This window comes from Streptomyces sp. NPDC017246 (genome assembly GCF_044331325.1).
Lineage (GTDB): Bacteria > Actinomycetota > Actinomycetes > Streptomycetales > Streptomycetaceae > Streptomyces.
Map to the genome: position 1 here is coordinate 1 of NZ_JBIRMW010000028.1, position 16,607 is coordinate 16,607.

Here is a 16,607-nt window from a genome sequence, read left to right on the forward strand (position 1 = left end):
TGGGGGGGGGGGGGGGGGGGGGCGGCGGGGGGGGGGGGGGGGGGCGGGGGGGGCCCCCCCCCCCCCCCCCCCGGGGGGGGGCGCGGGGGGGGCGGGGGGGGGGGGGGGGGGGGGGGGGGGGGGGGGGGGGGGGGGCGCCCCCCCGGCCCCGGGGGGGGGGGGGGGGGGGGCGGGGGGCGGCCGGCCGGCCGCCGGGAGTACGACGGCGGCCGTCCGCCTTGTCGGGCCGGGCCGGCCGCCTTGTCGGGCGAGGGCGGCCGGGGAATTGCCGTGGCGGCGTCGGCTTGTTGTCTTCGGTGTGCTGTCGGCCGACTTCGTTGTCGACCATGGGTTTCACGTTCTTTTTCTTTCCGGGCTTCCCCTTGTGCGGGTGAGGATATTCCTGTCACGCGCTGCTCAAGACTGTTTCAAGGGGCTGGTGAGAGGGTGGGGGAAATCTGCGGGAGTGCCACAGGCCTTCCGGCGCGTCAAGGATCGGCGGCCTGGTTCGGCCCGTGGGTGTTCTTTTCGAATGCACGTCAAACCTTGGAGCGGGGGGGCAATGAGGTTCAGGTTGCTGGGGCCGTTGGAAGCGATATCGGTGGACGGGCCTGTTGCCCTGGGGGGTACGAAACAGCGTGCGACGCTCGGCTATCTGCTGCTGAATTCCAACCGGGTGGTGGCCACGAGTGAGCTCGTGGACGCCCTGTGGGAATCGGAGGATGTGCCGGCCACGGCCCGGAAGATCCTGCACAACGCGATATGGGGACTGCGGACGATTCTGGCCGAGAACGCCGGTCCGGGGGCTTCGGGTGCGCCGGAACTGGTGACGAAGGCGCCCGGTTACATGCTGCGGGTCGACCCCGATGCCGTGGATCTGATGGTTTTCCGTGCGTGGGTGGCCGCGGGCAGGGCCGAACTCGCGGCGGGTGCGCCGGAGGAGGCGTCGCGGCTGCTGCGGAAGGGGCTGGACTTGTGGGGAGGCCCGCTCCTGGCCGATCTCGCGGAGTCGGGTATCGCCTGGCCGGAGCTCGACGCGGCCCGCCGGGACCGCCTCGATGTCCTTGAGGACCTTTTCGAAGCCGAACTGGAGTGCGGTCGCCATCATTCCATCCTCGGTGAGCTGACGATGATGGCCGAGGCGGAGCCCTGGCGTGAGCGGGCCCGCGGGCAGCTGATGCTGGCGCTGTACCGCTGCGGGCGGCAGGCCGATGCCCTGGGGGTGTACGAACGGGTGCGTTCTTCCCTGGTGGAGAACCTCGGCCTGGAACCGGGCCACGGTCTTCGTACCCTGCAGCACGCGATCTTGACCCACGACCCCGCGCTGGCCGCGGAGGCCACCACTCCCCCACGCGAACCCGCCACGACGCCTGCCGCGCCGCGGGCCGGCGCGCCGGGAGCGTCCGGCGCGGGTGGGGGCGTACCAGGAACCCTCACGCCGGGCGCGGCCGGACCGCGCGCCGGGATGCCGCAGACGGCCGGGACGGGGGCCGGGATGCCGGGGACGGCCGGGACGGGGGCCGGGGTGCCGGGGACGGCCTGGGCGGGGGCCGGGGGTGGGCAGTCCGCGGCCCCCGTGCCGGTCGTGGTGCCGCGTCAGGGCGGTGTGGCCGCGGGTGAGCGGATTCCGGTGAGCGCGTTGCTGGTGGGGCTGCGGCTGGGCAGTCTGGACGAGGTGGCGGCCGGGGAGATCGAGACGGCGTTGCTCACGGTCGAGGATGTCATCACCCGGTTCGGCGGCACTGTGGTCGCCGCGATCGGCTCGCTCACGCTGGCGCTGTTCGGTGTCGAGGGGCCCAGGGAGGACGATCCCGAGCGGGCGGTACGGGCGGCGCTGGCGTTGCGGGAGCGGTTCTCGGTCGGTACGCAGAGTGCGCTCCGGGCGGCGGTGACCACCGGCAGGGCGCTGGTGCGGCTGCGTCCGGGGGTGGAGGCCGGGCGGCCCTCCGCCGTGGGGAGTCTGCTGGACGACGGGCGGGCGATGCTGGGGCGGGTACCGGACGGTGAGGTGTGGATGAGCGGTGCGGCGCGGCTGGCGACCGCGGCGTCGGTGGCGGCGAAGTCGGCGGACGACTCCTCCGAGGCGTGGCAGGTTCTGGGGGTGCTGGGGGACGAAGCGGCGTTCCGTACCGATCGTGAGCACGAGCTGGGGGTGCTCAACGGGCTGCTCGACTGGGCCCGGCACAGTTCCGTTCCGCATCTGGTGACGGTCCTGGGGGCGCCGGGGGTGGGCAAGTCCCATCTGCTGGCGGAGTTCGAGCGCAGTATCGCCGTGCAGTCGCCGGCGCCCGTGCGGGTGCTGACGGCCCGGGCCACCGGCGTGGGTGAGCCGCTGTCGGTGGCCGCGGTGATCCTGTCGCGGTACTGCGGTGTGCTGGCCGAGGACGCGGTCGCGGTGTGCCGGGCGAAGCTGGCCACGGCTGTCTGGCGGCTGCCGATGGCCAAGGCGCGGCGTGCGCAGATGTACCGGCGGCTGCTGCCGTTGCTGCCGGCGAGCGGGGCTGTGGTGGAAGCGGGTGAGCGGGAGGAGGTGCTGCATGTGTGGGGGGAGCTGCTGACGGCGGCGGCGGCGCTCGAACCGGTCGTGGTCGTCGTCGACGATGCCCACCGGGCGCCGGATGTGGTGCTGGACCGGCTGGAGTCGCTGTCCGACGGTGCGGGTACGGCGCCGCTGCTGACCGTGGCCACGGCGCGGCCCGAACTCCTCGACCGGCGTCCCGGCTGGGGCGGGGGGAAGCACCGGGCGTCGACTCTGACGCTGCTGCCCCCGCAGACGGACCGCCTGGGAACGGCGGCGCCGGTCCGGCCCCCGGCATCCGCGCGCAGGCGCAGTATCGCCGTGTGAGGCGGACGCCGCGGAGGGGGCCGCCCTGCCGGTGACCGGGCGGGGGCCCCTTCGTCGTATCACCGCCCGTTCCCCGGCAAGCCCGGGATACCGGCCCGGACACGGGCCCGGGCGCGGGCCCGGACACGGGCCGGGGCAGCGGGCAGCGGGCGCGGGCCGGGGCACGGGCAGCGGGCAGCGGGCAGCGGGCAGCGGGCAGCGGGCAGCGGGCAGCGGGCAGGGGTAACGGGCAGCGGGAAAGGGGTAACGGGCCGGGTCCTGTTCCCCTCGTCCTGGGCGCGGTCGCCGGTTTATGGGAAGAGACCAAGGCACAGGGCTGCCCAGACGGCTACGGCAGCGTCCGTACCTGTGTCAGCCGGAACCTACGCGGTGAGCCCCAGCCGGTCGGCCCCGGCCGCCATCCGCCCACGCATCACCCGCTGGACCTCACCCGCCCCGACGCCCCGGCCGAGAGTGGCCGGCTGGCCTGAACTGGACGCGCTCACCGAGCATGTGCGCTCTTTCGCCCACATGCTCACCCAGCCGCAAGGCCACCAGCTGCCGGCATGGATCGAAGCGGCAACCTCCACCGGCCTGCCCGGCCTCCAGCGATTCGCCCGGCATCTGGAACGCGACCTCGACGCCGTCACTGCCGGACTCTCGCAGCCGTGGAACTCCGAAGTCGTCGAAGGCCGTGTCAACCGGATCAAGATGCTGAAGCGTCAGATGTTCGGCCGAGCCGGCTTCGAACTCCTCTACAGGCGCGTCCTGCTCTACTCCTGAGCCTGCCGTTTACCCTTCGGCTCCGGCAAGGGCGGTTCGTCATCGGCGGCGAGGGTGACCTGGGCGGTCCATGACCAGGGCTCCCGGGGCGGATCCCAGCTCACCTCCACGTCGGTGTCGCAAAAGTCGCGCGCGAGTTCCGTCACCATCACCACCGCCGCAGCCCGCGCGTCGTGCGGGTCGGTGTTGATCGGCACGTCGAGCCGGCCGCAGAGATTTCCGCTTCCGGTGAGGACGCTGGTGCGCCAGCCCTCCGGCGTCGCACACAGGAAGATCCCCTTCGGGATGCCCCAGGCGGGCCGCTTCTTCTTCTCCTTCTCGCGTCTCACCATGCCGCCTGTCCCACATCGTCGAGTTCATGGATGATGAGTCTGGGTGGAAGACCAACCGCCACAGCACGGTCGGGTGCCTGCCTTGCACGGCAGGCTGAGATCCTTCAGGGCAGATCGTCGATGAGCCCGAAGCCCTCCGGGAACTCCTCCAGGAACTCACGGCGAGCGGAGCCGGTCTCGGTAGCCGCCATCTCCCCGAGCAGGGCGGTCAGCTCCTGCCGCTGATCACTCGGCAGCGTGCTGACCACGTGGGCGACGCCCTCCAAGACCTTGACCGCGTCGTCCTGATCCGTCTGCTCGTCGTCGATGCCGTCGATGAACCACAGGACATCGACCAGAGCCTCGGCCAAGGCACGGGTCAGGGACCGACTCGAGGACGTCACAACGGTCTCCCAGCGGGTCAACAGCAGAGTCCGGCGATCCCATCACACACCACTGACATCACTGTCCGTGAGCCTCGACAGAAAGTCGACCAGAACCGCTTCTCGTGAACCAAGCCGGATCTGGAACAACAGGAAGCCGGGCGGCCGGGTGAAGGGCCGGGGGGCATGGCGGAGGCCGGCGACGCGTTGCTGTCTCCGGCAGCGCGCAGGACGTCGACGTCCCAGTTCCCCAGGGACGCCAGGCTGCCGGGGCCGTGGACGGTGCGGGTCCTGGAGGCGTCCCCGCGGAAGACGGGCCGCGGACGCATCGGAACCGGTCGCCGGTGATCCACTGTGACCCGACGCGTGGGCCCGGGTGCCGGGGCGAGGCCCGGCGCGAGGGCACGCCGGCATGCACGTCGACGCTCCGGCGGGTGCGGGCGCCGGTTTTCGGGGCCGGTGCGGTGGCGGGCATCGGGCACGGCCTGGACGGCATGCGGGAAGTCCAGCGCGAGGCCGGTGACCGTGCGTCCCTGGCCGGCCCTTGCGGCAGGAAGGTGAGCGGCCGGGCCCTGGTGGCGCCGCCTCGGCCCGCGGGCGGCCCTGCCGTCCACGGCCACCGGGGCCGGCCGGGCGCCTCGGGGAGCGGTGCTGCCGGTGAAGGGCGGCCAGGCCGCCTGGGCAGACACAGCCGGTAACACCTTTGACTGTGAAGGCACTTGGCGGGACGACGTACCCGCCCAGGGTGACGATGGCCCTGGCGCGCACAGCCGGGGCGGCACGCACCTGCGGGGCGTTCACCGGCCCCGGCCCGTTCTCCGCACAGGGACAGGACAGCCGGCCCCTACCGACCGCCGGGGCGAGAAGAACCACCGGCATGGATGAACAGGTTGCGGCACACCCGCACCGCCGAGACGGATCAGGCAGCATCCGCAACCGCTCCACCAGCGGAGGCATCTCACCCCCCTGCCAGCGTGGAGCAGCCCGGCTGAGGCGACACACCGAGGGCGTTCGCGACCCCGTCGCCGACCCCCGTACCGCCGGCGGTTGTCAGTGCTCGCCAGACTGACGGACCCTCAAAACTGGCGCGGCGCAGGCGACTCGGGAAGGCCGTCCGGTTCGGGCGGAGTTCCGTTGATCCGTGCCGGGTCATCCCCCGCCGCCCCGCAGCGCCACGACGTGCAGACCCGCATCACTATCAGGGCTCGGAACCGCCCGTGGCCTTCAGCTCCCGACGATCACGTCCCTGGGGAAGACCGAGGCGCACTTCGACGCTGAAGGCTGCCCCAAGGCCGTTGACCTGCGGCATTGGGGCAGGTCAACAGCCCTGATACCGGCCGGCTTCACCGTCAGGTCCTCCCGATGGACCACCGGTCCCGAAGGGGCAAGAAAACACGTGCCGACCTGGCCGTATGGCAGCCCGGCCGGATGCGGCGACAACGAGCCGGGCCCGATCATGCCGGACCTCGCAACGGCCCCGCCCCCGCGAGGGGATCCCGCCAGGGGATCCCCTCGCGGGGGCGGTCCCGGACACGGGTCCTGGCGGGGGTACCGGGGTGGGGTCCCGGACAGGGGTCCTGGTGGGGGTAAGGACATCCCGGGGTGAGGGTCCCGGGCAGGGGTCCTGGTGGGGGTGCCGGGGTGGGGTCCCGGGGTGAGGGCCCCAGGCAGGGCCTGGCGGGGGGGGTGCCGGGGGTGGGGTCAGACGTTCCAGACGCCGCGTGCGGCGGCGTCGTGGACGAAGTCGGTGAAGTCGCGGGGTTCACGGCCCAGCACGCGCCGGACGGTGTCGGTGGGGGTGGCGTTCTTGTTGTCGCGGATCTGGGCGACGAGATCGGCGACGAAGAGCGCGTAGTCGGCGGGCACGTCGTAGCTCACGAGCTCGTCCACGTAGGCCTGGTGCTCGACGGGCACGTAGCGGATGTCCCGGCCGGTGGCCCGGGCGATCTCCCCCACCGCCTCCTCCAGGGTCAGGGCCCGGGCGCCGCTCAGCTCGTAGGTCTGGCCGGCGTGGCCGTCGGCGAGCAGGGCCTCGACCGCGACGGCGGCGACGTCCTCGGTGTCGACGAACGGCTCACGGCCCGACCCGGCGGGCAGGGACAGCTCCCCCGAACGCACCCCGTCCAGCAGCACGCCCTCGTCGAAGTTCTGGAAGAACCAGTTGGGCCGCAGCACGGTCCACTCCGCACCGGACTCCTTCACAGCAGCCTCGCCGGCTATCAGCGACTTCCCGCCGACCGGCTCACTCACCCGGGCCTGCAAAAGCACCAGCCGGCGGACCTTGTGGGCGACAGCGAGGCCGGACAGCTCACGCAGCGCGGCCTCGGCGTCCCAGACACCGGGCTTGTCCTGCGCGTCCACCAGATAGGCGACGTCGACACCGGCGAGCGCGGGCTCCCAGGTGTTCACATCGTCCCAGTCGAAACGGACGTCACCGGAACGGCTGGCCGCACGCACGGCGGCACCGCGTTCCCTCAGCCGGTTCACAACACGGCGGCCGGTCTTTCCCGTACCGCCGAGGACGAGAACGGTGGTGTCGGTCATGGCAATCGAGCCTTCCTGCACAGAGAGAGATGTACGAAACCGGGCCGCCCACGCGTGCGGGCGGCCCGGCCGGCCGGAGCGGAACGGCAGCAGAACGCCCCGTTCAACCGAAAAGCCCAGCACCCGAAACAACACACCGACCAGAGGGCACCCCGCCAGCCGGAAACGCCCCGCCGGCCTAAGCACCCCGATGACCGCGGCGCCGCAAACCCGCGAGTGCCGCGGCGGCCGCAGCATTGCTACGGGCCGAGGCGCTTTGCCGGCCGGAGCACACCGTTCAGCCGCAGTACGCCGTCGGCCCACGCACCGCGATGACCGGAGCGTTGTGACGAGCGAGGTGTTACGGCGTCGGGGTGTCTGCTGCGGCCGAGTGCTGCGGCGGCCGGGGCGCTCCATTCGACCGGAGTGCCCCGGGGGCCAAAGCACTGTGATGACCGCAGCGTTCCGAAGGCCGGGGTGTTCCGGCGTCCGGAGCACACCTTCAGCCGAAACACTCCGCCGACCCAACCACCCCGGTGACCCGAGCATTGCCGCGGCCGGATGCCCCCGCGGCCACAACACCGCGACGACCACGGCATCGCGAGGGCCGAGTGTTCCGGCCGCCAGGATCCAGTGGCGGCGGAGTACACCGGCCACCGGCCGGAATGGCACGGTCGCCACGATCACTCCGGACGGCCCGGTCGCCCCGGCAGGCCCGGACGGCGCATCACGGACTGTCCGGGCCGGCCGCAGGGATGAGTTACAGGATGTCCGGCCCGGACCTGCCAGAGAAGTGTGTCACGGGGCCCCCGGCCCGGACCGGCCGGAGAGGGGTGCCACGAGGTGCCCGGACCGGGCCGGCCGGAGAGGGGTGTCACGAGGTACCCGGGCCCGGCCGGCCGGAGGGGGTGGGTCACGGGCCGTCCGGTCCGCCCGGACGGCGTATTGGGGCGTGACGCCCGGGCGGAGTATGACGGGTGACGCCCGGGCGGCGCATCACGAGGTGACCGGGCCGCCCGGGACGGCGGTCACAGGAACGGGGTGTCGGGGGCGAGCCCGAGGATGGCCCGTCCGTGGACCTCCTGGTTGGTGTTGAACGCGAACAGGGCGTGCAGGGCCAGGCCCCTGATGTCCCGGTGGTAGCGCTGGAACGGCACATCCCGCATGATCACCGACGCGCCGCTCGCCTCGAACAGCTCGTCGACCGCCTCCTTCGCCAGCTGGATGGCGAACGCGGCCGTACCGCGGGCCGCGGCCCGCTCCTCCACCGACGGACCCGTCCCCGCGTCCGCGTGCTCCTGGAGCCGGCGCAGCCAGTTGTCCTGGAGCGCCTCGGCCGCCGCGATCTTGTTCGCGGCGATCGCGACCTGGATCTGGGTGACCGGAGACTGGCTCTGGTCGGTCCAGGAGGTGTAGGTGATGCCCCGGCCCGGCAGCCGGTCGAGGAACAGCTGGTAGGCGCCCTTGGCGATCCCGATGTAGGCGGACGCGCCCTGGGCCATGAAGAACGGCACGAAGGCGTAGTTACGGCCGGTGGCACCGGTGTTCGAACGCCCGCCGGTGGTGCCGCCGAGGATCTCGATCAGGCTGGCGACCCGGTGCGCCGGAACCGACACGTTCTCGGCCGTCGCCGTCGAACTGCCCGTACCCGCGCCGTACGCGGCGTGCCAGTCGTCGGCGATGGACAGCTCATGGAAGGGAACGAGAGCGGCGAAGGGAGCCGGCGTCCCGTCCGGGCCGACGAGCAGAGCCGACAGCAGGGCCCAGTTCGCGCCACGGGCCCCGGAGAGCCACTTCCACGAACCACTGAGCGTGTACGAGCCGTCCTCGCCGGCCGTCAGCGTGCCCGACGGGGTGAAACCGGTCGAGACACGCACCGCACCACCGGCGTACACCTCCTCCTGGGCCTTGTCGGGGAAAAGACTGGGAACCCAGGCGGAGGACACCCAGATCATCGACACCCAGCCGGTGGCCGTGTCCGCCCGGGCTATCTCGCCAAGGATCCTGACCTGGTCGGCGACCGGCGCCTCAAGGCCACCGAAACGCCGCGGGACCGCCAGCCGGTACACACCGGCCTTGTCCAGGAGCTCGACGTTCTCCTCCGGGATCCAGCGACGCTCCTCGGCCTCGGGCCCGCTCTTGCGAAGCGTGTCGGCGAGGCCTGTCACCTCGTCCAGCACCGCGGTGACGGCACTGTCGGTCGTGGTCATCCTGTCTCCTCAGAAATTTTGCCGCAGCAACTTTACGGCGCGATTCCCTGTGCGCCGACGGGCATTCGTATTCTCTCGGAACCACACTCACGCACAGGTAACCCAGCACTCCCGAAACCCGGAAAACCAACCCGAGCAGCCGATTACCACCCAATGGGCCACCACCCGAAACCAACCGAACCCCCGGCCGGCACCCCAAACAGAACAGAAAACAAAGAAACCAAAAGACCCAGAAACCACAACACCAAAGAAGCCGGAAAAGCCGGAGAAGCCAGAAAAGGCAGGGAAAACGGGAAAGGGTTCACCCCGGCCACACCGGCACACACAACCCACCGGAACCACGAAAAGCACCACCCCGGCCCACCTGAACACACCCCCCGAAGACCACACACAACCCCTGCCGGAAGGCCGGAAGGCCGGAAGGCCGGGAAAGAGCATTGCCCCGGCCGACCGGGGCATGGTGGCCAGGGCAATGCTGCTCGCGCACGTGTCGTCACGGCTTGACGGAACAAGGGCGGCGGCGCGGGACCGCGGATACAGCACCCGCCGGCAGGACGAACCCCGCTCCAGCCACTACCCGTGCGGCCACTACCGGTGCGGCGGCCGCAGGTATCAGCGGCCGCCGCACCTGCGGCAGAACGGCTACGGGCAGGGTGAGGGCTACCTCCCAGCCTCGACCCGCTCGGCCGAACCGGGGACCTCCGCCGGCGCGGGCACGGCGTCCTCGGCGCCGGCCCGGCTGCGCAGACCGAAGGCGCTGATGAACGCGGCGACCAGCGCGGCGACCAGCGGCACGACCAGAGCGGCCTGGTAGCCGTCCAGCAGATCAGCGGGCGACGTGCCGTCGGTGGCCGCGATGTTGACCGCGGCGACCGAGGACAGACCCAGCGCCGCACCGAACTGGAAGGACGTGTACAGCAGACCGCCGGCCACGCCCTGCTCCTCCTCCGCGATACCGTCGGTGGCCACGATCGTCAGCGGCCCGTAGGCCAGGGAGAACGCCAGACCCAGGATGATCAGGCTCGGGAACATCGCCAGATACGTCCAGTCCGCGCCCACCGGCAGGAACAGGGCGTAGGACAGCGCGGCCAGCAGCAGACCGCCGAAGATCACCCGGGCGTTGCCGAACCTGGCCACCAGCTTCGGCGTCAGCGTCGGGGACAGGACCGCGTCCACACCGATGACGATCAGGGCGAAACTGGTCTGCAGCGTCGACCAGCCGCGCAGCTCCTGCAGGTAGAGCACCGCGATGAACTGGAAGCCGAAGAAACCCGCGGCGAACAGCATGCCCGCCAGGTTCGCCCGGACCAGCGAGCCGTTACGGAAGATCCCCAGCCGCACCAGCGGCGAGGACGACTTCCGCTCGACCGCGACGAACACCAGGAACAGCACCAGACTCGCCCCGATCGTCCCCACCGTCCAGGCCGCCGGCACGTGCGAGGCACGCTCCACACCGAAGACCAGCAGCAGGATGCCGCCGGTGACACTGACCGCACCCGCAAGGTCCACACCCTGGCCCGTACGGTCCGGACGCGCCGACTTCGGGATCAGGACCACCGCCGCGATCAGGATCAGCAGCGACAGGATCACCGGCGCGAAGAACACCCAGCGCCAGTTCACCGCCGCCAGCAGACCACCCACGACCAGACCGATCGAGAACCCGCCCGCGGCCGTACCCGAATACACCAGCAGAGCCTTGTTGCGCTGCGGACCCTCATCGAAACTCGTCGTGATGATCGACAGACCCGCCGGCGTCATGAACGCCGCCGCCACACCCGTCACGAAACGGGCCACGATCAGCATCCAGCCCTCGGTCGCGAAACCACCCAGACCGGAGAACAACAAGAACACCACGAGCCAGAACACGAACATCTGACGACGGCCGAACAGATCCGCCGCCCGCCCGCCCAGCAGCATGAACCCGCCGTACCCGAGCACATAGGCACTCATCACCCACTGGAGCATGCCCGTCGACATGTCCAGATCCTCACGGATCGACGGCAACGCCACATTCAGCATCGCCACATCGATGCCCTCGAGGAAGATCGCGCCACACAGCACGAACAGCACGCCCCACGCGCGCCCGCTCATGCGGTCGGTACCGCTGCCCGAGGGGGATGGCAGTGTGGACACAGAATTTCTCCTTGCACGCGAAGGAACAACAAAAGAAAGGGGAACCAGCCGCATTCATAAACCACACCGCTTGACGCCACCTTGAAGCCCGCGTGAGAACCCGCCCAACCACCACCGGAACACACCCACACCACCACAACACCCGGCAGCCCCCGGGCCGTCAACACACCAGCCCCGGTTCCCACTTGAAACCACCCGCATCATGCGGCACCGTGGAGGAACCATGGAAGAACGCACTTTAAAGTCACCAGGTCACTGCACAGGAACCGACCACGACTACGACGTCCTCCAATGGGACACCCGCGAAGGCTGCGAAGTCCGACACATCCTCGACCGCGTCGCCGACAAATGGTCCCTCCTCACCATCGCCCACCTCGAACGCCACACCCTGCGCTTCTCCGAACTCCACCGCAACATCCAAGGCATCAGCCACCGCATGCTCACCGTCACCCTCCGCCAACTCGAACGCGACGGCCTCATCACCCGCACCATCCACCCCGTCATCCCCCCACGCGTCGACTACACCCTCACCCCCCTCGGCACCACCCTCCACACCACCATCCAAACCCTCGTCAACTGGACCGAACACCACCAACACGAAATCACCGCAGCCCGCACCGCCTACGACAACCGCCAACACAACCAACCCACCTAAAACCCAACCCGCCCGGATCACCGGATCGTGGGTTGACACACAACGCCGACTGACACGCAGCCGACGCGGATCGAATCGTCGCCGCCCGACCGGACACCTCAACGGGGCGGCCGTCGGCGTGATCACCATCAGGTGACCGACGCCCTCGCGCTCAAGCACCGCACCGACACGCCCCGGACGAACCCGCCGGAACACCCCGCGTCGCGACAGGACGCCCACACCGCCTGCGGATGTGGGCGGCCGACGGCACCCGGAAAAAGGCCATCACAGCCCTACCCGCCCAGGCGCAGCGGCGGCCACCCGCCGCCTTCGACCGCAAAACTCACAAACAGCAGAACACCGCCGAGCCACACGTCAACAAGCCCACGCACTGACGTGGCCCCGCCACCAGACACAACAAGACCACCACCCTCCACCCCGCAGCCACCTTCACCCGGCCGGCACAGCAACCCCAAAGGAAACGGCCTATTACTCCAGCCGCAGATCGTGATCATGGATACCGAAGCCGCTCGTCGGTAGCCTGCACGTGTGGCTGAGGCCTGGGAGGAAGTACAGCTGATCGCGGACGGCTTCCACCGCGTGTATGTCGAGTTGGAGTGGTACAGCGGGCCCCGCGCCGGCCTCGGCGATGCTGGAGCCCCACCCGGGCCAGGGCGGGATCGACGCCCGGTACGACGAACTGGCCCTGCTGCTGGCGCCGTACCGGCAGGCGCCGGACGACGCGAGGCGGCTGGTGGGCGAAGTCCGCTTCGATGCCAAGGCCCGCTACCGGGTCGAGGGCCTGGACTACTGGATCCGGTGGCGTCCAACCAGGTGAGACCGCAATTGATCATCAGGTGTTGTGCGGACAGCCACTGAACACACAGCGACCTCGAACGCCAGTGTCATGCCTGCTCACTGACAGGAAGCATCCGAGGACCTCACGAGTCGGATCGCGGGCCGGATCTCCCGAGTTGAACCCCGCCGCCGGGTAGGGCAGTTGGTCTCCGGGCTGCTGTCAGCCGCACAAGAACTGCTGGACCCTGGCCGAGCACACCGGCGACACCACTCCGGACGGCATGCAGCACCCGCTCCACCCTGCGAAATGGAACGCCGACGCGACCCGAGACGACATACGCGCCTATGTGGTCGAGCACCTGCACGACACGGAGGCCGTGCTCCTGGTCGACAAGACGGGCGATCTGAAGAAGGGCACGTGGACCGTCGGCGTCCAGCGCCCGCACACGGCACGGCCAGCCGCATCGAGAACGCCAGCCCCAGCTCGCGACCCAGACGGTCGAGCGGACCCCGGACGCGGGAACACCGGCCCGCTGGATCGCGGGATACCAGGTCTACAGCGACAACCCGCACCCGCGGACCGCCCCGGAAAACCGCCGGACCGGCTTACGTCCCAGCCGTCGCCAGCACCCACCCCGTCATCACGCACGCCGGGAAGTTCCGGGCCAAGACGCTGGCCGCACGGATCCCGAAACGGACCCTGGCAGCGACTGTCGGCCGGAGCGGGCGCGAAGGGCGAGCAGTACCACGACCGGGCACCGATCGAGGTTCACGGTCCGCCGGCCGGTTGGTTCGACCAGTGGCGCCTGCCGGTCCACCACAATCGCCGCACCGGGGAACTCGCCTTCTGCCACTGCTACTCACCCCATCCGGTGCCGATGCACGAGCTCGTGCGGATCGCCGGACGGCGATGGACGGTCCAAAAGACGTTCCAAGCCGACAAGGGCCTGACCGGACTGGGCAAACACCAAGTCCGTCGGTGGACCTCCCGGCACCGCCGGGTCGCCCTCGCGCTGCTCGCCCGCGCCTCCTCGCCTCACCGCGGCCGCCGAACGCCGCGACCGACCCATCCCCGACGGTCTGATACCCATGACCGGCAACGAGATCCAGCACCTGTTCGCAGCACTGATCCGCCCAATCCACGGCCACGCCCACCCCCTGCGCCGACCCCACTGACGACGCCGACATCAAGCACGTCCACGCCAGCATCACGACTGCAGGCAGACGACCGCCCGGCCGTGAAGATCAAGATCTACGGCTGGAGTACTAAGCATGCGCACGGCAGAAGGCGCGCACCGCCGCAGTGAAGGCCTCCGGCGCCTCCAAGTTGCTCATATGACCCACCCCGGGAATCGTCACCAGCTCGGCATGCCCAATGGCCTCCTTGAAGGCATAAGCGACCTCCAGAGGAGAACGGACATCCCGCTCGCCCCACAACAACAACGTCGGCACCGTAATCCGGGGCAACACGTCCCTCTCGTCGGCCTCAGCCATCAAAGAGAGCTGCACAGCCATACTCTCCGGCCGAACCTCCCGGCTCATCGCCTCCAACATCACCGCAAAACGCTCCGGCGGACCCGCCGCATATAACCCGGGCAGCGTCGGATCGAACTCCTCCCCAGACACCGCAAGCATCCGCCGCGCCCCCTCCACCCGGGCCGCGACCTCCTCCGGCGCCAGCGAACCCTTCCAGCCGGCATACGTGTCCACCATCAGCAACGACCGCACCAGGTCCGGCCGCCACCGATACAGCTCCAGAGCCACCGTCCCACCCCAGGACAACCCCGCAACCTGCGCAGGCCCCAGCCCCACGTCCTCGATCACCACGGCGAGCGCACGCGCGAAGTCCTCCAGCCGGAAGCCCACCGGCAGCGCACCGGACCGCCCGGCCCCCGGCTCGTCCCAAGCCACCACCGTGAACTCATCCGCCAACGCATCGACCTGCGGCTCCCACATACGCCCATCGACCCCGGCCCCATGAACAAGAACCACCACCGGCCCCCGGCCCCGCCGCGTATAGACAACATCAACACCACCAACCCTGACCACTGCCATACCATCAGGCTAAAGCCCATCCAGCAGAACGAAAGGCCCGCCACGAACCACAAAACTCCCCCGAAGGAACCGCAACCGAGTTCAGGCGAGGCCGACCCGTAATCAGGCTGCCTCCAACCAGCAAGGGCGAAGCTGCACAGGCAGACCGCAGTGTCCGATGACGCCGCCGACCACAGGCACGAGCTCAGCCCACCGAACGCACCGTTCCAGGACGGGGCTCCCGGCGGTAGCGCCGACGGGAAGGCGGACATGATTGTCCACGCCAAGGACGGCGCCAGCGCCCCTGCGCCAACGCACCGGCTGGCGCACCAATCTGACGTTGCGGCAACTCGCTCCGCTGTTCGACGTCTCGAAGTCCACGGCCGGCCGAGTCATCAACCACCTCGGACCCCTGCTCGCACTCCAGCCCCGCAAGCGGTTCGCCAAGGACACCGTGCTCATCGTGGACGGCACCCTGGTCCCCACCCGGGATCACACCATCGCCGAGCGGTCGAAGAACTACCGGTACTCCACCAACCATCAGGTCGTCATCGACGCCGACACCCGCCTGGTCGTCGTGGTCGGCCGGCCGCTCGCCGGGAACCGCAACGACTGCAAGGCGTGGGAGGAGTCCGGCGCCAAGGCCGCCGTGGGCAGCACCGTCACGATCGCCGACGGCGGCTACCCGGGCACCGGACTCGTCATCCCGCACCGCCGCAAGCGCGGACAGAGTGAACTCCCGGACTTATGGCCCTCCCCCACCGGGCCAAGGCATACCGCGACATCGGACACAGCGGGGACTCACGCCGCGGCTACCAGCGGGTCGCTGACGGCGGCGGCCGGCCGGCTCGGGCCGCCCGCCTCGGACTGGCCCAAGCCGCACGCCTCGCCGGAGACTTGCCCACTGCCCTCGCCATCGCCGGCTTCGCCCCCACCAAGCCGTACGAGGACTTCGACGCGCCGACATCCGCCGTGCCCCGGCTGCGCGACCTGAGCTGGGGCGGGGCTCCGCGTACTACACAGACATCGTGTTCTTCATGGCCGGCCTTCCCCTCCCTGTCGAGCACCCGGCGCCCTAATGCCTGGACGGCGAGCAGGCCACCCGCGCGCGGCGGAGCGAGCTCATCACCCCCCTGACGGTCTGGTCCTTGGACTCGGCTTCTGCGGTGCGAGGGGGGCGGCCAAGCAGTGTGGCCGCAGCTAGATCAAGGCGGGCGTCCATGTCGACGTCGACCTGAAATCCGACCTCGAAGATTCTGATTGGTCAGTCGAGTTTACGGCGTATACTTTAGCTTACGCCATATACAACATCGCATCATGGCGGCTTACCTCTGCGAAATTTCACCGGAATCACGGACGTGGCGTTCACGTTCCTGCAGGTCATCGAGGTGCCGCTCTCCTTCGTCCATGACGGGGCACCGCCCGACTCCAACGTGCTGAGCCGCATCATGCTCAGCCTCGTCGTCCTCGTCCTGCTTCTGGGCTTCGTCACCGGAGTTCGCGAGCTCGTCCGCCAGGCGGACCCGGCCTGTGGCTGGGTCGCGGACCTCACCTACGACGCGGCACTGGCCTACATCGCGGTCACCTTCGTTGCACACTCCCTGCAGGCCGGAGAGGTCATCGCCGCCGAAGTGCCCGTGATCCGACCATCACCGCCGAGGGCTCCTACCTCCTGCACGGCTCGATCGGTCGCATCCTCACTGCGGTGTTCCTGGTGGCCGCCGGGTATGCCGCAGTCCGCTCAGGACTGCTGTCGCGGTGGGCGGCCCGGTCCGCGTACGCCATCGCCCTGATCAATCTCGCGTTCGTCCCCTCCCTGTATTTCGGCAACGACACCGGACGGTTCTTCAGCGCCAACGGCTGGGGCACCACGGCCACCATCGCCAACCCCTACGCCTACTGGGTCCTCGCGTTCGGCATCGCGCTGCTCCGGCAGCGAAACGCCCGCCACTGTGCTGGGCAACCGGGATCGGCCTCGGAGATTCGGCGGTAGAA

Annotated in this window: 11 protein-coding genes and 1 pseudogene; 6 read left to right on the top strand and 6 right to left on the bottom strand. The window is 70.0% G+C overall.

Annotated elements, in window-relative coordinates; all coding sequences use genetic code 11:
* Positions 1-580: 580 nt before the first annotated feature.
* Entirely contained in the window at positions 581-2,824 is a 2,244-nt protein-coding gene (locus ACH4MY_RS37140) for a BTAD domain-containing putative transcriptional regulator (protein ID WP_398009131.1), read from the top strand.
* A gap of 348 nt (positions 2,825-3,172) precedes the next feature.
* The gene (locus tag ACH4MY_RS37145) at positions 3,173-3,586 is read left to right on the top strand and encodes a transposase (RefSeq protein WP_398009132.1); all 414 of its coding nucleotides are present in this window, start codon (positions 3,173-3,175) and stop codon (positions 3,584-3,586) included.
* On the opposite strand, the gene ACH4MY_RS37150 is transcribed toward ACH4MY_RS37145, so the two are convergent.
* The 5 genes from ACH4MY_RS37150 to ACH4MY_RS37170 all read right to left on the bottom strand — a co-directional run bounded on the left by ACH4MY_RS37150 (position 3,577) and on the right by ACH4MY_RS37170 (position 11,104).
* Complete coding sequence (locus ACH4MY_RS37150; protein WP_398009135.1) at positions 3,577-3,915, bottom strand: hypothetical protein; 339 nt, start codon at positions 3,913-3,915, stop codon at positions 3,577-3,579. The two genes, ACH4MY_RS37145 and ACH4MY_RS37150, sit on opposite strands and share 10 nt — an antisense overlap.
* 107 nt (positions 3,916-4,022) lie before the next feature.
* On the bottom strand, positions 4,023-4,301 hold the full coding sequence (locus tag ACH4MY_RS37155; protein WP_398009138.1) for a hypothetical protein: 279 nt from the start codon (positions 4,299-4,301) through the stop codon (positions 4,023-4,025).
* Positions 4,302-5,981: 1,680 nt separating this feature from the next.
* Entirely contained in the window at positions 5,982-6,824 is an 843-nt protein-coding gene (locus ACH4MY_RS37160) for an NAD(P)H-binding protein (RefSeq protein WP_398009140.1), read from the bottom strand.
* A gap of 1,007 nt (positions 6,825-7,831) precedes the next feature.
* The gene (locus ACH4MY_RS37165; protein WP_398009142.1) at positions 7,832-9,013 is read right to left on the bottom strand and encodes an acyl-CoA dehydrogenase family protein; all 1,182 of its coding nucleotides are present in this window, start codon (positions 9,011-9,013) and stop codon (positions 7,832-7,834) included.
* Between the two features lie 660 nt (positions 9,014-9,673).
* Positions 9,674-11,104, bottom strand: a complete 1,431-nt coding sequence (locus ACH4MY_RS37170) for an MFS transporter (protein ID WP_398009190.1) — start codon at positions 11,102-11,104, stop codon at positions 9,674-9,676.
* Between the two features lie 265 nt (positions 11,105-11,369).
* Between ACH4MY_RS37170 and ACH4MY_RS37175 the strand changes: the two genes are divergently transcribed.
* Entirely contained in the window at positions 11,370-11,801 is a 432-nt protein-coding gene (locus ACH4MY_RS37175; RefSeq protein ID WP_398009143.1) for a winged helix-turn-helix transcriptional regulator, read from the top strand.
* Positions 11,802-12,429: 628 nt separating this feature from the next.
* On the top strand, positions 12,430-12,618 hold the full coding sequence (locus ACH4MY_RS37180; RefSeq protein WP_398009145.1) for a hypothetical protein: 189 nt from the start codon (positions 12,430-12,432) through the stop codon (positions 12,616-12,618).
* Between the two features lie 1,226 nt (positions 12,619-13,844).
* On the opposite strand, the gene ACH4MY_RS37185 is transcribed toward ACH4MY_RS37180, so the two are convergent.
* On the bottom strand, positions 13,845-14,633 hold the full coding sequence (locus ACH4MY_RS37185) for an alpha/beta fold hydrolase (protein WP_398009146.1): 789 nt from the start codon (positions 14,631-14,633) through the stop codon (positions 13,845-13,847).
* Between the two features lie 301 nt (positions 14,634-14,934).
* On the opposite strand from ACH4MY_RS37185, the pseudogene ACH4MY_RS37190 reads away from it, so the two are divergent.
* Together ACH4MY_RS37190 and ACH4MY_RS37195 are read left to right on the top strand one after the other, a co-directional pair.
* Positions 14,935-15,387: pseudogene (locus ACH4MY_RS37190) on the top strand (transposase); the annotation flags it as partial.
* 930 nt (positions 15,388-16,317) lie between these two features.
* Complete coding sequence (locus ACH4MY_RS37195) at positions 16,318-16,605, top strand: hypothetical protein (RefSeq protein ID WP_398009148.1); 288 nt, start codon at positions 16,318-16,320, stop codon at positions 16,603-16,605.
* Positions 16,606-16,607: the final 2 nt, after the last annotated feature.

Coding starts and splice junctions, on each gene's coding strand:
- ACH4MY_RS37165 (WP_398009142.1), bottom strand. CDS start 9,013: ATGACCACGACCGACAGTGCCGTCACCGCGGTGCTGGACGAGGTGACA.
- ACH4MY_RS37170 (WP_398009190.1), bottom strand. CDS start 11,104: ATGAGCGGGCGCGCGTGGGGCGTGCTGTTCGTGCTGTGTGGCGCGATC.
- ACH4MY_RS37175 (WP_398009143.1), top strand. CDS start 11,370: ATGGAAGAACGCACTTTAAAGTCACCAGGTCACTGCACAGGAACCGAC.
- ACH4MY_RS37185 (WP_398009146.1), bottom strand. CDS start 14,633: ATGGCAGTGGTCAGGGTTGGTGGTGTTGATGTTGTCTATACGCGGCGG.
- ACH4MY_RS37160 (WP_398009140.1), bottom strand. CDS start 6,824: ATGACCGACACCACCGTTCTCGTCCTCGGCGGTACGGGAAAGACCGGC.
- ACH4MY_RS37180 (WP_398009145.1), top strand. CDS start 12,430: ATGCTGGAGCCCCACCCGGGCCAGGGCGGGATCGACGCCCGGTACGAC.